The following is a 21,365-nucleotide window of genomic DNA, read 5'->3' as shown; positions in this document are numbered from 1 at the left end:
GGGATCAATATGGCCGACCTTGGCAATGAAGCCGTCACCGTCGAAACGCGCGGCAATGTGATGCTCATCACGATCAACCGCCCGGAAGCGCGCAACGCGGTCAACCGCTTCGTCCATGAGGGCGTAGGCGATGCGCTGGAGGCGGCGGACAAGGATCCAGAGATCCGCGTCGTCATCGTAACGGGCGCGGGCGACAAGTCGTTCTGCGCGGGTGCCGACCTCGTCGCGCTGTCGCGTGGGGAGAGCCTGGCGCCGGACGACAAGACCAAGGCCGCATGGGGCTTTGCCGGGATCGTCAGCCACGCCATTTCCAAGCCGGTGATCGCGGCGGTGAACGGCATGGCGCTGGGCGGCGGGCTGGAAATCACGCTGGCCTGTGACCTCGCCGTGGCCGTTGATGAGGCGAAGTTCGGCCTGCCCGAGCCCAAGCGCGGCCTGTTTGCGGCCGCCGGCGGCGTGTTCCGGCTGCCCGAGCAATTGCCCAAGAAGATCGCGATGGAGATGATCCTGACCGGCGATCCGATCGACGCCAACCGCGCGCTGGAACTGGGCCTGATCAACGCCGTCGCCCCGCGTGAGCAGCTGCTCGACACCGCCTTTGCGCTGGCCGAGCGGATCGCCGTCAACGCGCCGCTGTCGGTGCAGGCGTCGAAGCGGATGGCGCAGGGCATTTCGAATGGCCGGGTCGAGCGCGAGGAAGCGGCCTGGGCGCAGAACCGCGAGGAAACCAAGATCGTCTTCACCAGCGAGGATTCGCGCGAAGGGCCCAAGGCGTTCGCCGAGAAGCGCGCGCCGGTGTGGAAGGCGCGCTGAACATGGCGACTGACCCGGAGAAGGTCGCGGTCATCGTCGGGGTCGGGCAGGTCAATGACCGCCCGGCCGATCCGATGGCGGGCAAGGATGCGCTGGGCCTGATGATCGCCGCGCTGGAGGAGGCCGACAAGGATGCCGGCGGCGGCTGGCTGGCGGACGTGGATTCCGTCGCGGTCGTGCAGCAGATCAGCTTCCGCAAGGACAATCCGCTGGCGCAGAAGGTGGCGGACGGGATCGGATCGACGGCGGGGATCGTCTATGAATCGGTCGGTCCCAATGGCGACAGCCCGATCCTGCTGCTGAACGAGGCGGCGAATCGGATCGCGCGCGGCGAGATCAAAATCGCGGCGGTGACCGGCGGCGAGGCGCTGCGCACCGCCAGCCAGCGTGCGGCGATCGCGGCGAAGACGAGCGTTGCGGACCAGAACCCGCTGCGCACGCTGAGCAAGGGCGCGAAGCCCGGCTATCGCCAGATCTATGGCCTGGCGACGCCGGTCGACGTCTATCCGCTCTACGAGAATGCCGGGCGTGCGGCTTATGGCCAGACGCTGGACGAAGGGCAGCGTGAGTCAGGCGAGATCTGGTCACGCTTTTCCGAGATCGCGGCGCAGACGCCGGCGGCGTGGATCCATGCGCCCAAGTCACCGCAGGAGATCGTCGAGCCGACCGCGGACAATCGCCCGATCGCCTTCCCCTACACCAAGCTGATGGTGGCCAATTCGAGCGTCAATCAGGGCGCCGGCTTCATCGTCACCAGCCTTGCCGAAGCACGACGGCGCGGCGTGCCGGAGGAGCGGATCATCTATGTCGGGCGCGGCGCCAGCGCGCATGAGGCGGACGATTTTCTCGCTCGTGACCGCTACGACACGTCGCCCAGCATGGAAGTGTGCCTCCGCCGCACGCTCGAGTTCAACGAGGTGACGGCGGACGATCTCGACCTGGTCGAGCTTTATTCCTGCTTCCCCTGCGTGCCCAAGATGGCGCGGCGGGTGATCGGCTGGCCGGTGGAGAAGCCCGCGACGGTGTTCGGCGGGCTGACCTTCGGCGGCGGGCCGATCGGCAATTACATGGCGCACGCCGTAGCCGAGATGGTCGACAGCTTGCGCGCCGGCGAGGGCGAGAAGGGGCTGTTGTTCGCCAATGGCGGCTTTGCCACGCACAATCACGCGATCGTGCTCGGCACAAAGCCGCTGCCTGGCGCGGGAGAGGCACATGAGTTCGACCTGCAGGCCGAGGCGGATGCTGCGCGCGGGGCGGTGCCGGAACTGGTGAAGGACTATAGCGGACCGGCTGAGGTCGAGACCTACACCGTCTTCTACAACCGTGACGGTTCGGCAAAGGCCGGGGTGGTCGTGGCGAAGCTGCCGGATGGGAAGCGCACGCTGGCGCAGGTGCCGGCGAGCGATGCGGCGACGATCGCTTTCCTCAGCGACGGCAGTGCGGAGCCCGTCGGAACGCCTGGCCAAGTGGTTGCCGAGGGCGAACTGATGGTGTGGAAACGCGCCTCCTGATCGGGCCCGATCAATCCTCCCCGGGCGGACCTCGGGGAGGAATTGGGCGTTGCACTCCCACCGCGGCATCGATTAATCGCGGCGGTGCCCTCCCCAGGCGCTGTTGGTAACGTCAGGAGGAATCCCCCATGCAGACCCGCGCCGGCCTTTCGGTCGATGATCGCCTTGCCGCCTTTGTCGAGGAGGAGGCGCTTGCCGGCACCGGCATTTCGGCTGACGCCTTCTGGCAGGGCGCCGCGGCGATCTTCGATCGCTTCACGCCGGAGAACAAGGCGCTGCTTGCCCGCCGCGAGGAGCTGCAGGCGGCGATCGACGCGCGCTATATGGCCGGCGAGCCGGTCGACGAGGCGTTCCTGACGCAGATCGGCTATCTCGTGCCAGAGCCGGCGCCGTTCACCATCGGCACGCAGAATGTCGATCCCGAGATTGCTACGATGGCCGGGCCGCAGCTGGTGGTGCCGAGCCTCAACGCGCGCTTCGTGCTGAACGCCGCCAATGCGCGCTGGGGCAGCCTTTACGACGCATTCTACGGCACCGATGCGCTGCCGGGGAAGGCGAAGCCGGGCGGCTATGATGCCGATCGCGGCGCTGAGGTGATCGCGCGGGCGCGGGCGTTCCTCGATGAAACGCTGCCGGGCTGGGAAGCGGCGCTGACGGGCGGTGACTGCCCGCATCGCTTCGCGCGCTTCGATAAGGGCGTGATGTTCGTCCATAACGGGCTGCACATCGAGATCGTGGTCGATCGCGAGTCCCCGATCGGCAAGACCGATCCGTTCGGCATCGCCGACGTGATCCTCGAATCGGCGCTGACGACGATCGTCGACCTGGAGGATTCGGTGGCCGCGGTCGACGCGGAGGACAAGGTCGCGGCGTACCGCAACTGGCTGGGCCTGATGCGCGGCGATCTTGTCGAGACGTTCGAGAAGAACGGCGCGACGCTGAACCGCAAGCTGGCCGGCGATCGGACCTATCAATCGCCGAGCGGCTCCAGCTTCACGCTGCCGGGCCGTTCGCTGCTGTTCGTGCGCAACGTCGGCCATCTGATGACGACGCCCGCGCTGCGCCTCGAAGATGGCAGCGACGCGCCGGAGGGGATCCTCGACGCGATCGTCACCTCGCTGATCGGGCTGCATGATCTGAAGCGGCTCGGCACGCTGCAGAACAGCCGCACCGGATCGATCTATATCGTGAAGCCCAAGATGCATGGGCCGGACGAAGCGGCGTTCACCAACCGGCTGTTCGATGCGGTGGAGGATCTGCTCGGCCTCGACCGCCACACGATCAAGGTCGGTGTGATGGACGAGGAGCGTCGCACCTCGGCCAATCTCGCCGCGTGCATCCATGCGGTGCGCGACCGGATCGCCTTCATCAACACCGGCTTCCTCGATCGCACCGGCGACGAGATCCACACCGCGATGCGAGGCGGCGCGGTGATCCGCAAGGCGGAGATGAAGGGCGCCGAGTGGATCAAGGCCTATGAGGATCGCAACGTGCGCATCGGCCTTGCCTGTGGCCTTTCCGGCAAGGCGCAGATCGGCAAGGGCATGTGGGCCGCGCCGGACATGATGGCCGACATGCTGGAGCAGAAGATCGCGCACCCGAAAAGCGGCGCCAACACCGCCTGGGTGCCGTCGCCCACCGCGGCGACGCTCCACGCGCTGCATTACCATCAGGTCGACGTGTTCGCGCGGCAGAAGGAGATCGTGGGCGAGGCGCCGCCGCCGCTGGCGAAGCTGCTGGCCGTGCCGTTCGCGGCGCCGGGTCGCAACTGGACGCCGGAGGAGATCCGCGAGGAACTGGACAACAATTGCCAGGGGATCCTTGGCTATGTCGTGCGCTGGATCGACCAGGGCGTCGGCTGTTCCAAGGTGCCCGACATCCATGACGTGGGACTGATGGAGGATCGCGCGACGCTGCGTATTTCCTCGCAGCATATCGCCAACTGGCTGCTCCACGGCGTGTGCACCGAAGATGAGGTGGACGAGGCGCTCGATCGGATGGCGAAGAAGGTCGATGCGCAGAATGCGGGCGACCCGCTGTATCGCTCGCTCGACTGGGACGGTCATGCCTTCCGTGCGGCCCGCGCGCTGATCTTCGAAGGGGTGGAGCAGCCGTCGGGGTATACCGAGCCGTTGCTCCACCGTTTCCGCCAGGCAGCCAAGGCCGCCTGATCCGCGCCCTATCCCTCGCGCCCGGCCATGTCCCGGCGCGGGGGAGGCGAGCGGTGGCGATCGCGACGGTGGCATTATCGTGACACCGCGGCTAAAGGGCCGCGCATCCACCACTGCCGAGAGCATCGCTGAACCCCATGCGAGTCGCCGTCGCTTCCGATCACGCCGCCGTGTCGCTGAAGGCGACGCTTGTCGCCTGGCTGCGCGAGGGCGGGCATGATGTTCTCGACCTCGGGCCCGACACCGACGCGCGGGTCGATTATCCCGATTACGGATACAAATTGGCCGAAGCGGTCGCCGCGGGTGAGGCCGAGCGCGGCATTGCCCTATGCGGTTCGGGTATCGGCATTTCGATCGCGGTGAACCGCAATCCCGCGCTGCGCTGTGCGCTCGTGTCCGATCCGCTCGCCGCCGCTTTGTCGCGCGAGCATAATGACGCCAACGCCATCGCGCTTGGTGCCCGCCTGATCGGCGAGGACATGGCCAAGGCCTGCGTCACCGCCTTCCTCGACACCGCCTTTGCCGGCGGCCGCCACGCCCCCCGCGTCGACAAGCTCGGCGCGCCTGATTTCCAGAAGGAGCCAGCATGAGCACCAACCCAACCACGCTGAACGAGGTTCAGACGCCTTATGCTGTCGAGGGCGGCTTCTTCACCCGCGGTCTCGCCGATGCTGATCCCGCGGTGTTCGCCGGTGTCGAGCATGAGCTGGACCGTGAGCAGACTCAGATCGAGCTGATCGCGTCCGAGAACATCGTCTCCAAGGCGGTGCTGGAGGCGCAGGGCTCGGTCTTCACCAACAAGTACGCCGAGGGTTATCCCGGCAAGCGTTACTATCAGGGCTGCCACCCGTCCGATGAGGTGGAGCAGCTCGCGATCGATCGCGCGAAGCAGCTGTTCAACTGCGGCTTTGCGAATGTGCAGCCGCACTCGGGCGCGCAGGCGAATGGCGCGGTGATGCTGGCGCTGGTGAAGCCGGGCGACACGATCATGGGCCTCAGCCTCGATTCGGGCGGGCACCTGACGCACGGCGCGCGCGCGGCGATGAGCGGCAAGTGGTTCAACGCCGTGCAATATGGCGTCACGCCGGACACGCACCTGATCGATTATGACGCGGTCGAGCGTCAGGCGATCGAGACACAGCCCAAGCTGATCATCACCGGCGGTTCGGCCTATCCCCGTCACATCGATTTCGCCCGCTTCCGCGCGATCGCGGACAAGGTCGGCGCGTTCTTCATGGTCGACATGGCGCATTTCGCGGGCCTCGTCGCTGGCGGCGTCCACCCAACCCCGTTCGGTCATGCCCATGTCGTCACCACCACGACGCACAAGACGCTGCGCGGCCCCCGTGGCGGCATGATCCTGACCGATGACGAAGCGATCGCGAAGAAGATCAACTCGGCGGTGTTCCCGGGGCTCCAGGGTGGCCCGCTGATGCATGTCATCGCCGCCAAGGCAGTGGCGTTCGGCGAGGCGCTGCAGCCGGAGTTCAAGAGCTATGCCGCCGCGGTGGTGGAGAATGCCAAGGTGCTGGCGGCAACGCTGAAGGAGCGCGGCGCGGCGATCGTGTCCGGCGGCACCGACACGCATCTGGCGCTGGTCGATCTCACCCCGCTCGGCGTCACCGGCAAGGATGCGGACGAGGCGCTGGAGCGTGCCGGCATCACCTGCAACAAGAACGGCATCCCCAACGATCCGCTGCCGCCGGTGAAGACCAGCGGCATCCGCGTCGGCACCCCGGCGGGCACGACCCGCGGTTTCGGCACGGCCGAGTTCCGCGAGATCGGCAACATGGTCGCCGACGTGCTCGACGGTCTGGCCAAGAAGGGCGAGAAGGGCGATGCCGAGGTCGAGGCGGCCGTGCGGGAACGAGTTCGCGCGCTGTGCGCTCGTTTCCCCATCTACAAGTGAGGTGAACGTGTCCAAGATCGAGGAAGTCCAGACCACCGTCCAGAACACGCCGGGGCTCGGCAAGAAGATGGCCAAGTACGGCGCGATCGGCGCGGTCATCGCCATTCCGGTGCCGTTCGTCGGCCCGGTGCTGGGCGCGCTTGTCGGTGCCGGCGTCGCTTATGCCCGGCGGGACAAGATCTGATCCTGTCATCCTGCGTCCCTGTCGCGGCTGCGGCGGGGGCGTCCAACCAGAAGAGTTGAACGATGCGCTGCCCCTTCTGCGGCCATGATGCGAGCCAGGTGAAGGACAGCCGCCCGACCGACGATGGCGCCGCGATCCGCCGCCGTCGTCAGTGCGAGGGCTGCGCCGCACGCTTCACCACCTTTGAACGGATCCAGCTGCGTGAGCTGACCGTGGTGAAGTCGGAGGATCGGCGCGAGCCGTTCGATCGCGAGAAGCTGCTGCGATCGATCGGGATCGCGGCGCGCAAGCGGCCGCTCGACGGCCTCGCCATCGAGCGGCTGGTCAGCGGCATCCAGCGCCAGCTGGAAACCAGCGGCGAGGCCGAGGTCACGTCCAAGCGGATCGGCGAAATGGTGATGGAGGCGCTGAAGGGCCTCGATTCGGTCGCCTATATCCGCTTCGCCAGCGTCTATCGCGATTTCAGCGAGGCGCGCGATTTCGAGGAGTTCGCCGGCACCGTGGAGGAAGCGGCGCGCGGCTGAGGCGCCCGAGCGCCGCTGCGATACTTGTCGAACGCGACCCTTGGCGGATAGGCGCAGCACCATGGCTTCTTCCCAACCCCCCGTCATCGTTCTCGTCCGTCCGCAACTGGGCGAGAATATCGGCAAGGCGGCGCGCGCGATGCTCAATTTCGGGCTGACCGAAATGCGCCTGGTGTCGCCGCGCGACGGCTGGCCCAATCCCGCCGCGGGCCCCGCCGCCTCGGGCGCGGACATCGTGCTGGCACAGGCCAGGGTGTTCGACAGCGTGGCGGAGGCGGTGACCGACTGCCCCAACGTCTATGCGACGACGGTGCGAAAGCGCGGGATCACCAAGCCGGTGGTAACGCCCGAACAGGCGGCGACCGACATGCGCGGCGCGGCGGGGCGCAGCGCGATCCTGTTCGGGCCGGAACGATCGGGGCTGGAAACCGACGACGTCGCGCTCGCCCGCACGATCCTGACGGTGCCGATCAATCCCGAATTCGGCAGCCTCAACCTCGCCCAGGCGGTGATCCTGGTCGCCTATGAATGGTCAAAGGGCGAGGCGCTCGCGTCACCGCCGGAAGTGACGCTCGATCCGCCCGCCCCGCAGGAGGAGCTGGAGGGGCTGATCGGCCAGCTCGACACGATGCTGGTGGAAGCGAATTTCTTCTTTCCGCCCGATCGCACGCCCGCGACGCGCCGCACGCTGCGGACGTTGCTGACCAAGCCGGCATGGACCAGCCAGGAAGTGCGCACCATGCGCGGCGTGCTATCGGCGCTGGCGGGGGCGAAGGCGAAGCGCGGCAGCTGAGCTTCCGCCCCGTTCGTTCAGGTCAAAGGCGAACGAACAGCGTCAATGAGGCGACGTGCGCCATATCGACGCGGCGCCCGGGCGCGTCGCGGGTCTGGTTGAGATATCCCGCCTCCAGCGTCGACGTGCCCGGCAGCGGGATTTCCAGCCCCACAAAGGTGCGCACCTGATCGAACCCTGTGACGCCGCCCCAATCGGCTGACTTCAGGCCGACAAAGCCCTCGACCGATCCCAGCGCCGCGACTCGCCTGGTGCCCGGCGCGAGCGGATATTCGAACCGCATCATCTGCCGCGCGCGCAGCGACATGCCGTCACCGTCGGAGCGCCAGCGCTGTTCCAGCCGGGTGCGCGATTGCACCTCCAGCTGGCCGATCTTGCCGACATTCCACGTCACTTGCTGGAACAACCGGTCCTCGCTGCGGTCGGGCCTGTTTTCCAGCGGCTCGATGACATGGGCATAGCCCTGATACACCGTCACCGCCGGCGAGATCTGATAGCCGATCGCCGGGCGCAGCAGCACCTGCGACAGCCGCGATACACCGTCCGTCACGCGCGGCTGCACTTCGGCGAAATATACCAGCGGTCCGGAAATGCGGCCCATCACCGTGGCATTGACCCACAGCGCCTCGTCGTGATTGGTCTGTGCCGCGACCGGCGCGGCGGCGATGGTGGTCAACAGGGCAAGGGCGAGGGTCGGGACAAGGATACGCGACATGGCGCGGTCTCTAGCCTCGCCCTCCGCAACTTGTCATGGTTCAACGCGCAACAGCAATAAAACGTCAGGAGAGAGTGGATGCCCGAATTTCGCATGATCGATACGGGCCGCGTACGGCTGCGTGTCGCGGTGGAAGGCGCGGGTCCATTGGTCCTGATGGTGCATGGCTTTCCCGAAAGCTGGTATTCGTGGCGGCATCAGCTGGGCCCCGTCGCGGCGGCCGGCTTCACCGCGGCGGCGATCGACGTGCGCGGCTATGGCCAGTCCGACCGGCCGGGGCTGGTCGAGGATTATGCCATGGAGCATCTGGTTTCCGACATAGCGGCCGTGGCCGACGCCTTTCAGCCTGACCCCGCCATCCTCGTCGGGCACGACTGGGGCGCGCCGCAGGTGTGGAATTCGGCACTGACCCGGCCGGAGCGTTTTCGCGCGGTGGCCGCGCTGTCGGTGCCTTATGCCGGCGTGCCGGCGCGGCCGTTCACCGAGGTGTTCCGGCAGGCCTTCACCAACAAGGGGCGCTTTTTCTATCAGGAATGGTTCCAGGAAGTGGGGCCGGCCGAGGAGGAGGCGCAGCGCGATGTGCGCGATTTCCTGCGCAAATTCTATTACGGCATTTCCGGCGACGCGCCCGATGGCACCTGGCCCAACAAGCCGGCCGGCTCGACGCTGCTCGATGGCATGGTCGATCCCGATCCTTTCCCGGCGTGGCTGACGCCGGCGGACCTCGATTATTATGTCGGTGAGTTCGTCCGCTCGGGTTTCTTCGGGCCGATCAGCCGTTACCGCAACCACGAGCGCGATTTCGCCTGGCTGCAGCCGTACAAGGATCGCCGGATCGAGCAGCCCGCGCTGTTCATCGGCGGCACTCGCGACCCCGCGACCACCTTGTTCGGGGCGGTGCCCGATCCGATCGCGCTGATGCGCCCGCATGTGCCGGGCGTCGAGGGCCATTTGCTCGAGGGCTGCGGCCATTGGACGCAGCAGGAGCGCCCCGATGTGGTCAATCGCCTGCTGGTGGAGTGGCTCGGCCGCCTCGGGTGACGCGGCGGATGGGGGGCGCGGGCGCGGCGGATCGGGGCGGGCGCGGTGCTGCGCGCGCTTGACCGGTCGATCACGCGCCGCCTGGGGCGCACGCTGTCTGCGCAGGGCTATGCCCAACTGGTCACGCTGGCGGTTCAGCTGGCGCTGGTCCCGGTGCTGCTTCGCGCCTGGGGAACGTCGCTGTACGGCGCGTGGCTGGTGCTGTCGGCCGTGCCCTTCTACCTCAGCTTCAGCGACTTCGGCCTGACGTTCGTCGCCAAGAACGCGATGGTCATGGCCGTCGCGGGCGGGCGGCGGGATGAGGCGCTGCGCATCTTCCACACGGTCTTTGCGCTGCTGTGTGCTTTGTTGCCGCCGCTGCTGATGGGGAGCGCTGCGCTGATCCTGTTGTTCGACCCTGACATGCTGCCAGGGCTGGCGGGGGTGGCGCCCGGCACCGCGCGAGCGGCGCTGCTGCTGCTGGCGCTGAACATGGCCGCCTACCAGCTGTTCCTGCTGGTCTGCGCCGGGATCAGGGCCGAGAATCGTCCGGCGAGCGAAGTAACCTGGGCGGCAACGGCACGGCTGGGGGAGGGCGCGGCGATTGCCGGCGCCGCACTGGCCGGTGGCGGGCTGGTGGCGGCGGCAGCCGCCATGGTCGCGATCAGGCTGCTGTTCCTCTTCGCCGCCTATCGCTGGCTGCGCGGCACCGCGGGCTGGCTGGCGCTGGGCTGGCGGGCGGCCGATCGCGCCACGGCGTCCGCGCTCTGGCGACCCGCGCTGGCGTATATGGCGATGCCGGTCGGCCACGCCCTGCTGCTGCAAGGGCCCGTGCTCGTGGCCGGCAGCCTGCTGGGTGCCGGCGCGACGGTGGCCTTTGCCACGACCCGCACGGTCGCGCGGCTCGGGACGGCCGGGATCAACATGATCAACAACAGCGTGGTCAGCGAATATGCCGCGCTTCACGGCAAGGGCGCGCGGGCGGCGGCATCCGTGCTGTTCCGCTGGCATGTTGGCGCAACGCTCGTCGCGACCTTTTGCTATGCCGCCGCCATCATCCTGCTCGCCCCCGCGGCGGTCGCGCTGCTGACGCATGATGCCGTCCGCGTCGCCGCGCCGTTCCTCCTGTGGCTGGTGCTGGCGGTGGTCGCCGAGATGATCTGGTCGGCGCTGTTCAGCCCCAGCGCGGCGATCAACCGCCACGCGCGGCTGGCGATCGGCTTCGCGGCACTCGCGCTGGCGGGCGTGGGTGCCGCCTGGCTGCTCGCGCCGCGCTACGGGCTGAGCGGGGTCGCCGGGGCGCTGGCGGCCGCGCATCTCGCAATGGTCGCGCTTTGCCTGTTCACGGGTCGGCGGCGGCATGGGTAACCCGCCGGGCCAAGGCCGCGCGCTGTTTGTCGGCATTGCCGCGCATGGCCATGGCGGGATCCAGGCGTTCAACCGTCGCGTCGCCGCGGCATTGGCCAGCCTTGCGGTGCCTGCCGACGTGGTGATGCGGGCGGACGAGGGCGACTGGCGCTTCGCCCGCAGGGCGCTTCGCCTGCTCCCCGCCTCCGACCTGCTGCTGATCGGCCATGTCAACCTGCTGCCGCTGGCTGCGCTTCACCGGCTGGTCCGCCCGCGCGGCCGGCGCATCCTGTTCGCGCACGGGATCGAGGTGTGGGGCGACCCCACCTATCGCGCGGTGCGTCGCTGGGAACCGGCGCTGTTGTCCCGCACGATCAGCCAGGTGGCGGTGGTGAGCGGCTATTCGCGCGATCGCATGGCCGCGGCGTTCGGGTTGCCCCACGCACGTTTCACGATCTTCCCCAACGCCGTGGATCTGCCACCGGATGCCCCGCCGGCGCGGGGCACACGCCAGCGGCTGGTGCTGGCGGTCAGCCGATTGGGCGCGGCGGAGGGGGCGAAGAACCTCGATGCGCTGATCCGCGCCTTGCCGCTCATCCCCGACGCCCGGTTGATGATCGTAGGGGAGGGGCCGCTGCGCGATTCTCTGCGGCGGCTGGCCGAGACGCTGGGCGTCGCGGGGCGTGTCGACCTGCCCGGTGCGCTCGATCCTGCCGCGCTGGCGCATGCCTTTGCGGTCGCCAGCGTCTTTGCCCTTCCCTCTTCAAAGGAGGGATTCGGCATCGTCTATCTGGAGGCGTGGGCCGCTGGATTGCCGGTTGTCGGATCGTGCCACGGCGCGGCGGGGGAGGTGATCCGCGATGGCATCGATGGTTTCACGATCGATCCGGCGGACATAGCGGCGCTTGCCGAGCGGCTGCGTCGCCTGCTCGACGATCCCGCGCTCGCCCAGGCAATGGCCGCCGCCGGGCGCGCCCGCGTCGCGCAGCATTATTCCGCGCCGGCGTTTGTCGCCAACCTCCGCGCGCTGATCGCCGCATAGTCCCGCCCATCGCCCGCTGCCGTCGCCCGTCGCGGCCGCCGTGCGACCAGCAGCAGCGCCCCGCCGACGATCAGGATGAAGGGAAAGCTGCGGCAGAAGAAGGCCAGCATGGTGCTCGCCTCGCGCTCTGCAAGGAAGGCGGTGGCAGCAAGCAGGAACACCGCCCAGACATTGCCGGAGAGGCGCCCGCCCACGAGGTCGAGCAGGGTGAAGCTGATCGCGGCGATGGCGCCCGGCAGCAGCAGCACGCCGGCCAGCCCGAACGCCGCGAGGCTGCTGGCGATCAGCCCGACGACCGGCCGCGCGATCGACCCCTTGGCGCGGAAGCCGTAATGCCAGGCGATCCGGTCTGGCGCGGTCACCAGCGATTTCCTGATCAGAAAGCCGGGCAGCAGCGCTTCCGCGGGATCGCGCCACAGGTCAGCGCTGCCCATCGTGCCGTGTTCCGCCAGCCCGCGCGCGACCTGGTCGATCGGCTGGATCATGGTGAAACGCTCGCTGTTCCAGGTCAGCGGGTGGACGTAGCTGTCGGTCCAGGCAAAGCGATAGCCGGTGGCGACCCGCGCCTGTGCTGCACTGAGCCGCGACGCGCTGAAGCCATGCGCGCGCAGCACGTCCCACGTCGCCGCGATCCGCGCCGTGCCACGCACGTCGGGATCGGTGCGCACGATCTGAATCGCGGGAAGGAGCAGGGCGAATATACAGGCGGCGGCGATACTGCCCGGCACCACCCAACGCCAGCGGACACGCCCGTTCAGCGCCACGAAGGCAAGCGCGACGACGAACAGGAAATCGAACAAGGTCCGCTTGGTGTTGTCGGCCAGCGTCAGCGCGAGGATCGTCGCCGCCATCGCTGCGAGGACCAGCCCGTGGCGTCGCTGGTCAGGGCGCCGGATGACGAGCGCCGCCTGCATTGCCGCGCCCAGCATCAGCAGCGGGTAGAAGGTGCCAAAGCCGCCAAATCCCCCAGCGGTGAAGCCGCCCGACACGGCGATCGCGCGAAACTGTGTCTGGAGGAGCAGGAACATCGCACCCAGCGCGAAGATCGGTACCGCGAACCGGCGCAGATTGGGTTCGTGCCCGGTCACGCGGCGCAGCGCGCGGGCGAAGCGGAGCGGCCGGCGCACCCCCTGGCTCAGCCCGTAGCCGATGGTGATCGAGCCGAAGCCGGCCAGAAGATAGGCGGCGGACAGATCCGGCACATGCAGGTTGGATTGCACCGGCTGCCCCGCCAGCGTCTTCACCACCAGGGCGCCCGTGCCGAAATAGACAATCATGATCGCGTACAGGCCGTCGGACACCCGCCATCCGCCGCGCGTCAGCGGCAATAGCGCCGCGGCCGCGATCAGCAGCAGGATCGCCAGCAGCCAGACGTCGGCGCGCAGGGCGAGCTGCACGCCGCCAAGCCCAGCGAGCGCCAGCAGATATAGCCAGCCGAGCCCCCTCACGACCGTGCCCTCTCCTCCCTGTCTGTGCCCAGCCTAGGCAGCGCGCGGTCGTCCGTCGAGAGCATGATGAGCAAGCGCGAAACATGGTTAATCTGAATGATTGCGCGCGCTTCGCGCAGCCCCTAGCGTTCGTGTCGGGGAGCAGGGGGAACAGGGGCGATGACTCAGTCGCACGACGCGCGTGGCGCGCCGATGTGGGAGGGGGGCGCCAGCTTTCCGCTCCGCAACCGGCTGTATCGTGCCGGCTGGATCGTCGCTTGGCTGCTCTTGGTCAGATGGACCCCGCCGCCGCTGCGCGCATGGCGCCGGCTGGTGCTGCGGGCATTCGGCGCGCAGGTCGCACCGACCGCCAATGTCTATGGCAGCGCGCGCATCTGGTCGCCGGCCAATCTGGCGATCGGCGATCATGCGACGATCGGGCCGGGCGCGCACATCTATTCGATGGGAAAGGTGACGATCGGGCGGTTCGCCATCGTCTCGCAACGCGCGCATCTTTGCGCCGGCACGCACGATAGCGAAGATCCCGCCTTCACGCTGCACACACGGCCGATCGTCGTGGGGGCGCGCGCCTGGGTGGCGGCCGAGGCGTTCGTCGGCCCCGGCGTTACCGTCGGCGAGGGCGCGGTGCTCGGCGCGCGGGGCTGTGCCTTCGCCGATCTGGCGCCCTGGACCGTCTATCGCGGCAATCCCGCCGCCGCGATCCGACCGCGCACGATCCGCTTCGCGGAGGCTGCATGACCCGCGTGCTGCGGATCATCACGAGCGCCGACCCGCGCGCCGGCGGCCCTATCGAGGGCGCGCGCCGGCTGGGCGAAGTGTGGGCGCGGCAGGGACATCGGCAGGACCTGCTGACGCTCGATCCGCCGGACGAATTTCACTTGCCGGATTACCCGGGCGCGATCGTGCCGCTCGGCCCGCCGCGCGGCCGCGATCCGCGGCAGCTGTATCGCTATTCGCCCGCGATGGTCCCCTGGCTGCAGCGCCATGCGCGGGACTATGACGCGGTGATCGTCTCGGGCCTGTGGCGCTATGGCGCGCGCGGCGCGGCGCAGGCGCTGGCCGGCGGGCCCGTGCCCTATTTTGTCTTTCCGCATGGCATGCTCGACCCATGGTTTCGCCGGACGATGCCGCTCAAGCATGTCGGCAAACAGCTGAGCTGGTGGTGGGCGGAAGGTCCGCTGCTGGCCGGCGCGCGTGCTGTGCTGTTCACCACGGAGGAGGAGCGACGGCGGGCGGAGGGCGGGTTCCGGCCGTGGCGCATGAATGCGGTGATCACGCCTTATGGCACGGCGGACCTGGCGGGGGATCCGGCCACGCAGATCCAAGCGTTTCGCCAGCAGATACCAGCGCTGGGACAGCGCCCCTTTCTGCTGTTTCTTGGCCGCATCCACCGCAAGAAGGGGTGCGACCTGCTGGTGGAGGCGTTCGCCACGATCGCGCGGCGTGACCCCGGCATCGACCTGGTGATCGCCGGCCCCGACGAGGCGGCGCTGGTCGCCGGGCTTCGCGACCGCGTTGCCCGGCTGGGCATCCGCGACCGCGTCCATTTTCCGGGCATGCTCTCGGGCGCCGCAAAGGCGGGCGCCCTGCGCGCAGCGGCGGCGTTCGTGCTGCCGTCACATCAGGAGAATTTCGGGATCGCCGTGGCGGAGGCGCTGGCCGCCGGCACGCCAGTGCTGGTGAGCGATCAGGTCGCGATCTGGCGCGAGATCCTGGCCGATGGCGCCGGGATGGTGGCCCCGGCCACTGCCGCCGATACGGCGACGATGCTGTCCCGATTTTGCGCGCTTCCTGTCCGCCAGCGAAGCGTGATGGGGCGGCGCGCGCGCCACTGCTTCGCCACCCGCTTTCGTATCGAGGCGGCGGCCGATCACCTCCTGCAGCTGATCGATCAGCACCGCGCCTGACGCACGCCTGTCCTACATCCGCCTGCCCGCTGTAGAACATAGCACGAACAACAGGAGGCGTGCGATGGTCGCGGAAGTGGAAGTACCAGCGGGGTTCGTCCCGCAATATGCGGTGGCGTTCGGTGCCGTCGATGGGCCCGCGGTGGCGGTCCAGGCGGACAATCCATTGCCGGTGCGCGCGGTGCCCCGCCCGGCGCAGTCTGCGCCGCTCGCCGGCACGATCGTGAGCAGCGCCATCGTGGGGCCATTCGTGCCGGAGCTGGATCGGCCCATCTGGCTGAGCCTGTCCGGCCAATGGCATGGGCAGGTCGACTTCCTCCGCTCGGCCGATGGGGGGGCAACCATGCTGCCGCTGACGATCGCCGGTGAGCGCTGGGGGCGGTTTGTCGGCAGCACCAACGAGGCGGTGGCGGACGAGAGCGAGGCGGGCGCGACCTATTATCTTGCCGTCACGCTGCTGGGTGGCGCGCTGACCTATCGGGTGGCGCAATGAGCGGCCCGGACCTGATCGCGCGCGGCCTGGCGGTGCAGGCGCGGGCGACCCAGCGCGCCGCCGCGCGGCATGCGCGATTGCTTCGTGCGGCAGACAGCGCGCGGGGGCGCAATCCGGCGACCGCGCCGCCCTGGCTTGCGCCGCCAGCCTATGCGCCGGGCAGCGCCTATGCGCCGGGGCAGATCGTCGCGCATGCGGGCGCCTGGTACATGTGCGGGATCGGCGGGGTGGCCCCCGCGACTGGCCCCGGACCGACCGGGCGGCACCATGGGCAATATCTCCCCGACGGAACGGGCGGCCTCTACTGGACCTGCCTTGGCGGGGCGCGGCATCCCGATGCGGCCGATGGCGCCCCGGTGGTCACGCTGCTGACCAGCAATCCCGCGCTCGGCGCCAACTGGCTGCCCGCGCTCGTCCCCGGGGCTTACGCTGTGCGCGGCGCGCGCCCGGTGCCGCTGCGCGCCAGTTTCTGGTCGCTGGAAACGCTGGAAGCGAAGCCGGATATGATGACGTGCGCGGGGGCCTCGGTCGCCTTTGACAGCGATGCCGATCGACTGGCGCTCTTCCTTCCCGCCAATTCGGCGCAGCTGCGCGTGCTGGTGGAGGAGCGGTATCTCCATCCCGGCAGCATCGTGATCGGTGGCCAGGATCAGTGGCTGATGATCGACTGGACGATGAGCAGCGGCGGCCGGATGCGCCGGTATGAGCTCGAAACCGGCAAGAGCGCGGCGCAGTTCGGCTGCGCGCAGACCGGCACCGCGGCGACGGTCACCGCGGCGCCGGCATCGGACCCGCGCCTGGTGGTGATCGGCGACAGCTATAATGCCGGCTCGTCCTATGGCCCGTGGCTGGCCGGCGGGTCGATCGCACAGCTGCTGGGCAAGCGGCTCGGCTGGCGTGACACCTGGAACCTGTCGGTCGGCGGGACGGGTTATTGCAACACGGGTGCGGGCCTGCGCACCTTTGTCGATCGCGTCCCGCAGGCGCTGGCGCTTCGGCCGGATGCGGTGCTGGTGATGGGATCGACCAATGACGTTGGCTATTCACCCGCGACGGTGGAGGCGGCGGCAGTGGCCATGCTGCGCGCATTGCGTGGCGGCACGCCCGCGCCGATCATTGTCGTGGGCGTGCCCTCGATCAACCTCCCCGGGGCGCGTGCGACGGAGCAGGCACTCGCCGCCGCCGTCGCCGCTATCGCCGACCCGCTGACATTCTTCGTCCCGGTCACCACCGCCACGCCGCCCTGGGTGCTCGGCGGCTGGAACAATGCCGTCGCGGTGCCGTCCGGCACCGCCAATGCAGCGCTCTACATCGCCGGGGATGACGTCCATCCGCCGGAAATCGGCTATGATTATTATGCGCAGCGGATCGAACAGGCGATCCGCGCGCAGGTGCTACCGGCCCTGGCCGCCGGATAGCCGGCCGACGCGTGCGCCGGCCGCTCCCGGTCAGCGCACGCGCATGCCGCGATAGGTCTTGCCGTCCACGGCGAGGAAGTAATTGCCCATCACGCCCTTGCGGATGCGGATCGCCTCGCCCTGCTTGGGCGGGAAGGGCATCGGATCGGTGGTCACCCACACGGCTCCCGATTCATCGCCCAGCCGGATCTCGACGCGATTGTTCGCCAGCGATCGCGTGCTCGCCACGGTGGTATTCACCTCAGCGAAGTCCTCCTTCTGATCCTTTTCATCGGGCTCACCGAACAGGTCGATGCGCGGCAGCGTGAACCCGAACAGCGAGCGGCGTGCCTTTCGCACGTCGGTCCGGTCGACGATCCGCACGTCTTTCGCCTTCACCGCCTGCTCCAGCGCCGCTGCGGCGGAATCGAAACAGGCGAGCCGCTGCGCAGGGTCGGCCTGCGTCCGGCATTGCGCGAAGGATTGTAGCACGCGCTCCCCCGCAGCATCCTGCCCGGCCGCGCTTGCAGTTCCTGCAATCATCATGGCGCCTGCGCCCGCCACCACAATGCCCCACCGTGCCATTTTGCATCTCCCAAACCCTGGTTGGGGATAGAGTGTGTCGCGAAAACGGACAAGGCAGACACTAAACTGTTGCCTTCCTGTTACACATGCGCCGCAATGTTGCAGTTGCGCAGAGCAAACATTGCGGCACGATGAATAGCGTTCTAGCCCCCTGACCTATGTGGGTCGATCTTGGTCGATTGCACATTGGGAATGCCGCAAAACCGGGTTGGACCGGGGCAACAAAAAGGGAAAAATGCATGCGCACAAATCTTCGTTCGCGCCTGTTGACGACGACGCTGTTCGTCGGCGCCGTGATGGCGTCGGGCACCGCGTTCGCGCAGGACGCCGATCCCGCCAATCAGCCGAAGACTGGTATCCAGAGCAACGATCCTGCTGCGCCTGCCGCCGGCATTTCGAGCCAGGACGCTGCTCCCCCGGCTTCTGAAAACACCACCGGCGACATCGTCGTCACCGGCACCCTGATCCGCAACCCCAACCTTGTGGCATCCAGCCCGATTACCGTCGTCGGCCAGGAAGAGCTGAGCCTGCGTCAGACCAACACCGCCGAGCAGGTCCTGCGCGACCTCCCGGGCAACGTTGCGTCGATCGGTTCGGCCGTGAACAACGGCAACGGCGGTTCGTCCTACGCCGACCTTCGTGGTCTCGGCTCGTTCCGTAACGTCGTCCTGCTCGACGGCAGCCGCATCGCCCCCTCGGGCCTCGTCGGCCGCGTCGACCTCAACAACATTCCGCTCGCCCTCGTCGAGCGCGNGTAACGTCGTCCTGCTCGACGGCAGCCGCATCGCCCCCTCGGGCCTCGTCGGCCGCGTCGACCTCAACAACATTCCGCTCGCCCTCGTCGAGCGCGTTGACTCGCTGATCGGCGGCGCCGCCACCACCTACGGCGCCGACGCCGTGTCGGGCGTCATCAACTTCATCACCCGCTCCGACTTCTCGGGCATTGAGGCGAACGTCTCGAACCAGATCACCGAGCGTGGCGACGGCGCCTACTTCCGTGCCGACCTCACCATCGGCGCCAACATGGACGACGGCCGCGGCAACGTGGTTCTGTCGGTTGGCTACCAGCAGGCCGACCCCGTCTATCAGGGCGATCGCGACTTCTCGATCCTCGCGCTGAACTCCTTCACGCCGAACAATCTGGCCCTCGCCGGCTCGGGCACCGCGGTCCCCTCGTCGATCTCCGGCACGCGCCCGATCGACCCGGCAACCGGTCTGCCCAGCACGGATCCGGCTGTCGCCAACGGCGGCCTGCGCCAGATCGATCCGACCACGGGCCGCGCAGTGACGGCGTACGCGCCGTACAACTTCAGCCCGTTCAACATCTTCCAGACGCCGTTTGAGCGCTACAACATCTACGGTGCTGGCCGCTACGAACTGGCGGACAACATCGAAGTGTACAGCCGCGGCCTGTTCTCGAAGAACACCGTTGAGACGATCATCGCACCGTCGGGCGCGTTCGGCGTGCCTGTCGCTGTGCCGCTGTCCAACCCGTACCTGCCGACCGCGCTGCGCAACCAGCTTTGCGCCTTCAACGCTGCGCCGGTCGTCAATGGTGTCGTGACCGGCTACGTCCCGCGCTTCACGGCCGCCGAGTGCGCCGCTGCCGCGGTTGCGACCGACCCGAACGATCCGAACTTCCGCACCGCGAACATCAACGTGTCGCGTCGTACCCCGGAAGTCGGTCCGCGTGTCGGCCGCTACACCACGACGATCTTCGACTATAAGGCGGGCATCCGTCTCGGCATCACCGACTCGATCAACCTCGACGTGTCGGGCGCCTATGGTGAGTCGGAGCTCGACAACACCTCGCAGAACTACACGCTGAACTCGCGCTTCGCGGCTGCGGCCTATGCGACCAGCACGACGGCCTGCCTTGCCTCGGGTCCGGGGCGTCCGGCGACCGCGGCATCGATCGGCGCAGGCTCGGGCTGCGTTCCGGTCAATCTCTTCGGTCCGGAAGGCTCGATCACGCCGGATCAGACGCGTTACCTGACGGCGGAAAGCACCACCACGATCCGCACCACGTTGACGCAGGCGCGCGCGCTTCTGTCGGGCGATCTCGGCTTCTCCAGCCCCTGGGCGGCTGAGCCGATCGGCTTCGCGGCAGGCGCGGAATATCGTGAGTACCAGGCCTCGCAGCGCGCCGATTCGCTCGCCCAGGCGAACGACCTCGGCGGTGCCGGCGGCGCCTCGCCGAACATCGACGGCGGTTACAAGGTGTATGAGGGCTACGGCGAAATCATCGCGCCGCTCGTCGCCGACGTCCCGGGCTTCCGCAGCCTGACCCTCGAAGCTGGCATCCGTTACTCCAGCTACGAGATCAAGACGCCGACCGCGCCGAAGTTCGACACCACGACCTGGAAGGCCGGCGGTAGCTGGGAGCCGTTCGACGGCCTCAAGATCCGCGGTAACTACCAGCGCGCGGTTCGTGCGCCGAACATCAGCGAGCTGTTCTCGCCGCTGAACACCGTGCTGACCAACCTGGGCACCGATCCGTGCGCAGGCTCGGCACCGGTGACCAACGCCGCGCTGCGCGCCGTCTGCCTTGCGCAGGGTGCACCCGCCGGCACGATCGGTTCGATCCAGGATCCGACCTCGGGTCAGGCCAATATCACCACCGGTGGTAACCTGAACCTGCGTCCGGAAACGTCGAACTCGTACACCATCGGCGCCGTGATCCAGCCGAACCAGATCCCTGGTTTCTCGGTCTCGTTCGACTATTACAACATCAAGGTTGACGGCGCGATCACCACGCCGACCGTGGGCGACCTCATCAGCGCCTGCTTCGACAGCCTGAGCCCGACCAACCCGGCCTGCACCAGCATCCGCCGTAACTCGGTCACCGGTGGCCTCGACGGTCTCCCGGCGCTCGCACCGGGTCTGTTCGGCGTGCTGTCGAACCTGGGTGTCCTGAAGACCGACGGCATCGACCTCAACGTCAACTACCGTCGTGACCTGGGCTTTGCGAAGCTGAACCTCAGCTTCCAGGGCAACTGGACCAACCGGTCGCAGTTCCAGGCGACGCCGACCTCGATCAATCGTGAGTGCGTCGGCTTCTACTCGGTCAACTGCTCGTACACCGGTTCGCTGCAGCCGGAGTTCTCGTGGAACACCCGCGCGACCTTCGGCTTCGAGAACGTCGACTTCTCGGTGCTGTGGCGTCACATCGACGGCTTCCGTCAGGAGCCGCTGGATGCGCAGGAGCGTGCCTTCTGGACGGGTCCGGTCCCGAGCCTGGGTGGCGGTACTTACGACTTCACGCGCATCAAGTCGGCGGACTATATCGATCTCGCCACCCGCGTGGGCGTGACCGACAACTTCGACTTCACGCTGACCGTCACCAACCTGTTCGACAAGGACCCGCCGATCGTCGGATCGAGCGCCGGTTCCACGTCGTTCAACAGCGGCAACACCTATCCGTCGACCTTCGACGCGCTGGGCCGCCGCTATGCGATCGGTGCACGTCTGAAGTTCTGATCCCCGCGATCAGACCGAAACAAGGG

General features: G+C 68.1%; 20 protein-coding genes. 17 read left to right on the top strand and 3 right to left on the bottom strand.

Going from position 1 to position 21,365, the window contains the following annotated elements:
• Nucleotides 1–9 precede the first annotated feature (9 nt).
• From L8F96_RS06815 to L8F96_RS06780, 8 genes are all read left to right on the top strand, one after another.
• The gene (locus L8F96_RS06815; protein ID WP_046408016.1) at nt 10–813 is read left to right on the top strand and encodes a crotonase/enoyl-CoA hydratase family protein; all 804 of its coding nucleotides are present in this window, start codon (nt 10–12) and stop codon (nt 811–813) included.
• A 2-nt stretch (nt 814–815) separates the two neighbouring features.
• Complete coding sequence (locus L8F96_RS06810; RefSeq protein WP_334655601.1) at nt 816–2,324, top strand: acetyl-CoA acetyltransferase; 1,509 nt, start codon at nt 816–818, stop codon at nt 2,322–2,324.
• 128 nt (nt 2,325–2,452) lie between these two features.
• The gene (locus L8F96_RS06805; RefSeq protein WP_334655600.1) at nt 2,453–4,495 is read left to right on the top strand and encodes a malate synthase G; all 2,043 of its coding nucleotides are present in this window, start codon (nt 2,453–2,455) and stop codon (nt 4,493–4,495) included.
• Nucleotides 4,496–4,632: 137 nt separating this feature from the next.
• The gene (gene rpiB / locus L8F96_RS06800) at nt 4,633–5,085 is read left to right on the top strand and encodes a ribose 5-phosphate isomerase B (protein ID WP_136450985.1); all 453 of its coding nucleotides are present in this window, start codon (nt 4,633–4,635) and stop codon (nt 5,083–5,085) included.
• A complete protein-coding gene (gene glyA, locus L8F96_RS06795; protein WP_046407940.1) occupies nt 5,082–6,404 on the top strand; it encodes a serine hydroxymethyltransferase in 1,323 nt (440 codons plus the stop codon). Before rpiB ends, glyA begins: the two co-directional genes overlap by 4 nt.
• A gap of 7 nt (nt 6,405–6,411) precedes the next feature.
• Nucleotides 6,412–6,588 (top strand): hypothetical protein, encoded by a 177-nt coding sequence (locus tag L8F96_RS06790; RefSeq protein ID WP_164518900.1) that lies wholly within the window; start codon nt 6,412–6,414, stop codon nt 6,586–6,588.
• Between the two features lie 62 nt (nt 6,589–6,650).
• Nucleotides 6,651–7,112 carry a transcriptional regulator NrdR gene (nrdR, locus tag L8F96_RS06785; protein ID WP_125945407.1) on the top strand — a complete coding sequence of 154 codons (462 nt, stop codon included), beginning with the start codon at nt 6,651–6,653 and terminating at the stop codon, nt 7,110–7,112.
• A gap of 61 nt (nt 7,113–7,173) precedes the next feature.
• Nucleotides 7,174–7,905: an RNA methyltransferase gene (locus tag L8F96_RS06780; protein ID WP_334655599.1), complete on the top strand. Its 732-nt coding sequence runs from the start codon at nt 7,174–7,176 to the stop codon at nt 7,903–7,905.
• Nucleotides 7,906–7,927: 22 nt separating this feature from the next.
• Here L8F96_RS06780 and L8F96_RS06775 read toward each other — a convergent pair whose 3' ends face one another.
• On the bottom strand, nt 7,928–8,620 hold the full coding sequence (locus tag L8F96_RS06775; RefSeq protein WP_334655598.1) for a DUF2490 domain-containing protein: 693 nt from the start codon (nt 8,618–8,620) through the stop codon (nt 7,928–7,930).
• A gap of 78 nt (nt 8,621–8,698) precedes the next feature.
• On the opposite strand from L8F96_RS06775, the gene L8F96_RS06770 reads away from it, so the two are divergent.
• Genes L8F96_RS06770 through L8F96_RS06760 form a run of 3 tightly spaced genes read left to right on the top strand, consistent with a single transcriptional unit; the run spans nt 8,699 to nt 12,029 of the window.
• Nucleotides 8,699–9,661, top strand: a complete 963-nt coding sequence (locus tag L8F96_RS06770; protein WP_046407945.1) for an alpha/beta fold hydrolase — start codon at nt 8,699–8,701, stop codon at nt 9,659–9,661.
• A gap of 45 nt (nt 9,662–9,706) precedes the next feature.
• Nucleotides 9,707–11,008 carry a teichoic acid transporter gene (locus L8F96_RS06765; protein ID WP_334655597.1) on the top strand — a complete coding sequence of 434 codons (1,302 nt, stop codon included), beginning with the start codon at nt 9,707–9,709 and terminating at the stop codon, nt 11,006–11,008.
• Nucleotides 11,001–12,029, top strand: coding sequence for a glycosyltransferase family 4 protein (locus L8F96_RS06760; RefSeq protein WP_334655596.1), 1,029 nt, complete (start codon nt 11,001–11,003; stop codon nt 12,027–12,029). The genes L8F96_RS06765 and L8F96_RS06760 overlap by 8 nt, the downstream gene beginning before the upstream one ends.
• Here L8F96_RS06760 and L8F96_RS06755 read toward each other — a convergent pair.
• Nucleotides 11,978–13,477, bottom strand: a complete 1,500-nt coding sequence (locus L8F96_RS06755) for a hypothetical protein (RefSeq protein ID WP_334655595.1) — start codon at nt 13,475–13,477, stop codon at nt 11,978–11,980. The genes L8F96_RS06760 and L8F96_RS06755 overlap by 52 nt on opposite strands.
• 159 nt (nt 13,478–13,636) lie before the next feature.
• On the opposite strand from L8F96_RS06755, the gene L8F96_RS06750 reads away from it, so the two are divergent.
• The 4 genes from L8F96_RS06750 to L8F96_RS06735 all read left to right on the top strand — a co-directional run bounded on the left by L8F96_RS06750 (nt 13,637) and on the right by L8F96_RS06735 (nt 17,295).
• Nucleotides 13,637–14,215: an LbetaH domain-containing protein gene (locus tag L8F96_RS06750; protein WP_334655594.1), complete on the top strand. Its 579-nt coding sequence runs from the start codon at nt 13,637–13,639 to the stop codon at nt 14,213–14,215.
• Entirely contained in the window at nt 14,212–15,384 is a 1,173-nt protein-coding gene (locus L8F96_RS06745; protein WP_334655593.1) for a glycosyltransferase, read from the top strand. Before L8F96_RS06750 ends, L8F96_RS06745 begins: the two co-directional genes overlap by 4 nt.
• 64 nt (nt 15,385–15,448) lie before the next feature.
• Nucleotides 15,449–15,877: a hypothetical protein gene (locus L8F96_RS06740; protein ID WP_046407949.1), complete on the top strand. Its 429-nt coding sequence runs from the start codon at nt 15,449–15,451 to the stop codon at nt 15,875–15,877.
• Nucleotides 15,874–17,295, top strand: coding sequence for an SGNH/GDSL hydrolase family protein (locus L8F96_RS06735; protein WP_334655592.1), 1,422 nt, complete (start codon nt 15,874–15,876; stop codon nt 17,293–17,295). The genes L8F96_RS06740 and L8F96_RS06735 overlap by 4 nt, the downstream gene beginning before the upstream one ends.
• Before the next feature lie 30 nt (nt 17,296–17,325).
• Here the strand turns inward: L8F96_RS06735 and L8F96_RS06730 are convergent, their stop codons facing one another.
• Nucleotides 17,326–17,859 (bottom strand): hypothetical protein, encoded by a 534-nt coding sequence (locus tag L8F96_RS06730; protein WP_052742442.1) that lies wholly within the window; start codon nt 17,857–17,859, stop codon nt 17,326–17,328.
• 158 nt (nt 17,860–18,017) lie between these two features.
• On the opposite strand from L8F96_RS06730, the gene L8F96_RS06725 reads away from it, so the two are divergent.
• The gene (locus L8F96_RS06725) at nt 18,018–18,617 is read left to right on the top strand and encodes a TonB-dependent receptor plug domain-containing protein (protein ID WP_465250262.1); all 600 of its coding nucleotides are present in this window, start codon (nt 18,018–18,020) and stop codon (nt 18,615–18,617) included.
• Nucleotides 18,499–21,339: a TonB-dependent receptor domain-containing protein gene (locus L8F96_RS06720; RefSeq protein ID WP_334655590.1), complete on the top strand. Its 2,841-nt coding sequence runs from the start codon at nt 18,499–18,501 to the stop codon at nt 21,337–21,339. Before L8F96_RS06725 ends, L8F96_RS06720 begins: the two co-directional genes overlap by 119 nt.
• Nucleotides 21,340–21,365: the final 26 nt, after the last annotated feature.

Source organism: Sphingomonas panaciterrae (assembly GCF_036890205.1).
Lineage (GTDB): Bacteria > Pseudomonadota > Alphaproteobacteria > Sphingomonadales > Sphingomonadaceae > Sphingomonas > Sphingomonas panaciterrae.
Note: the sequence above shows the minus strand (reverse complement) of the source record. Positions and strands in the feature narration are given on the sequence as shown.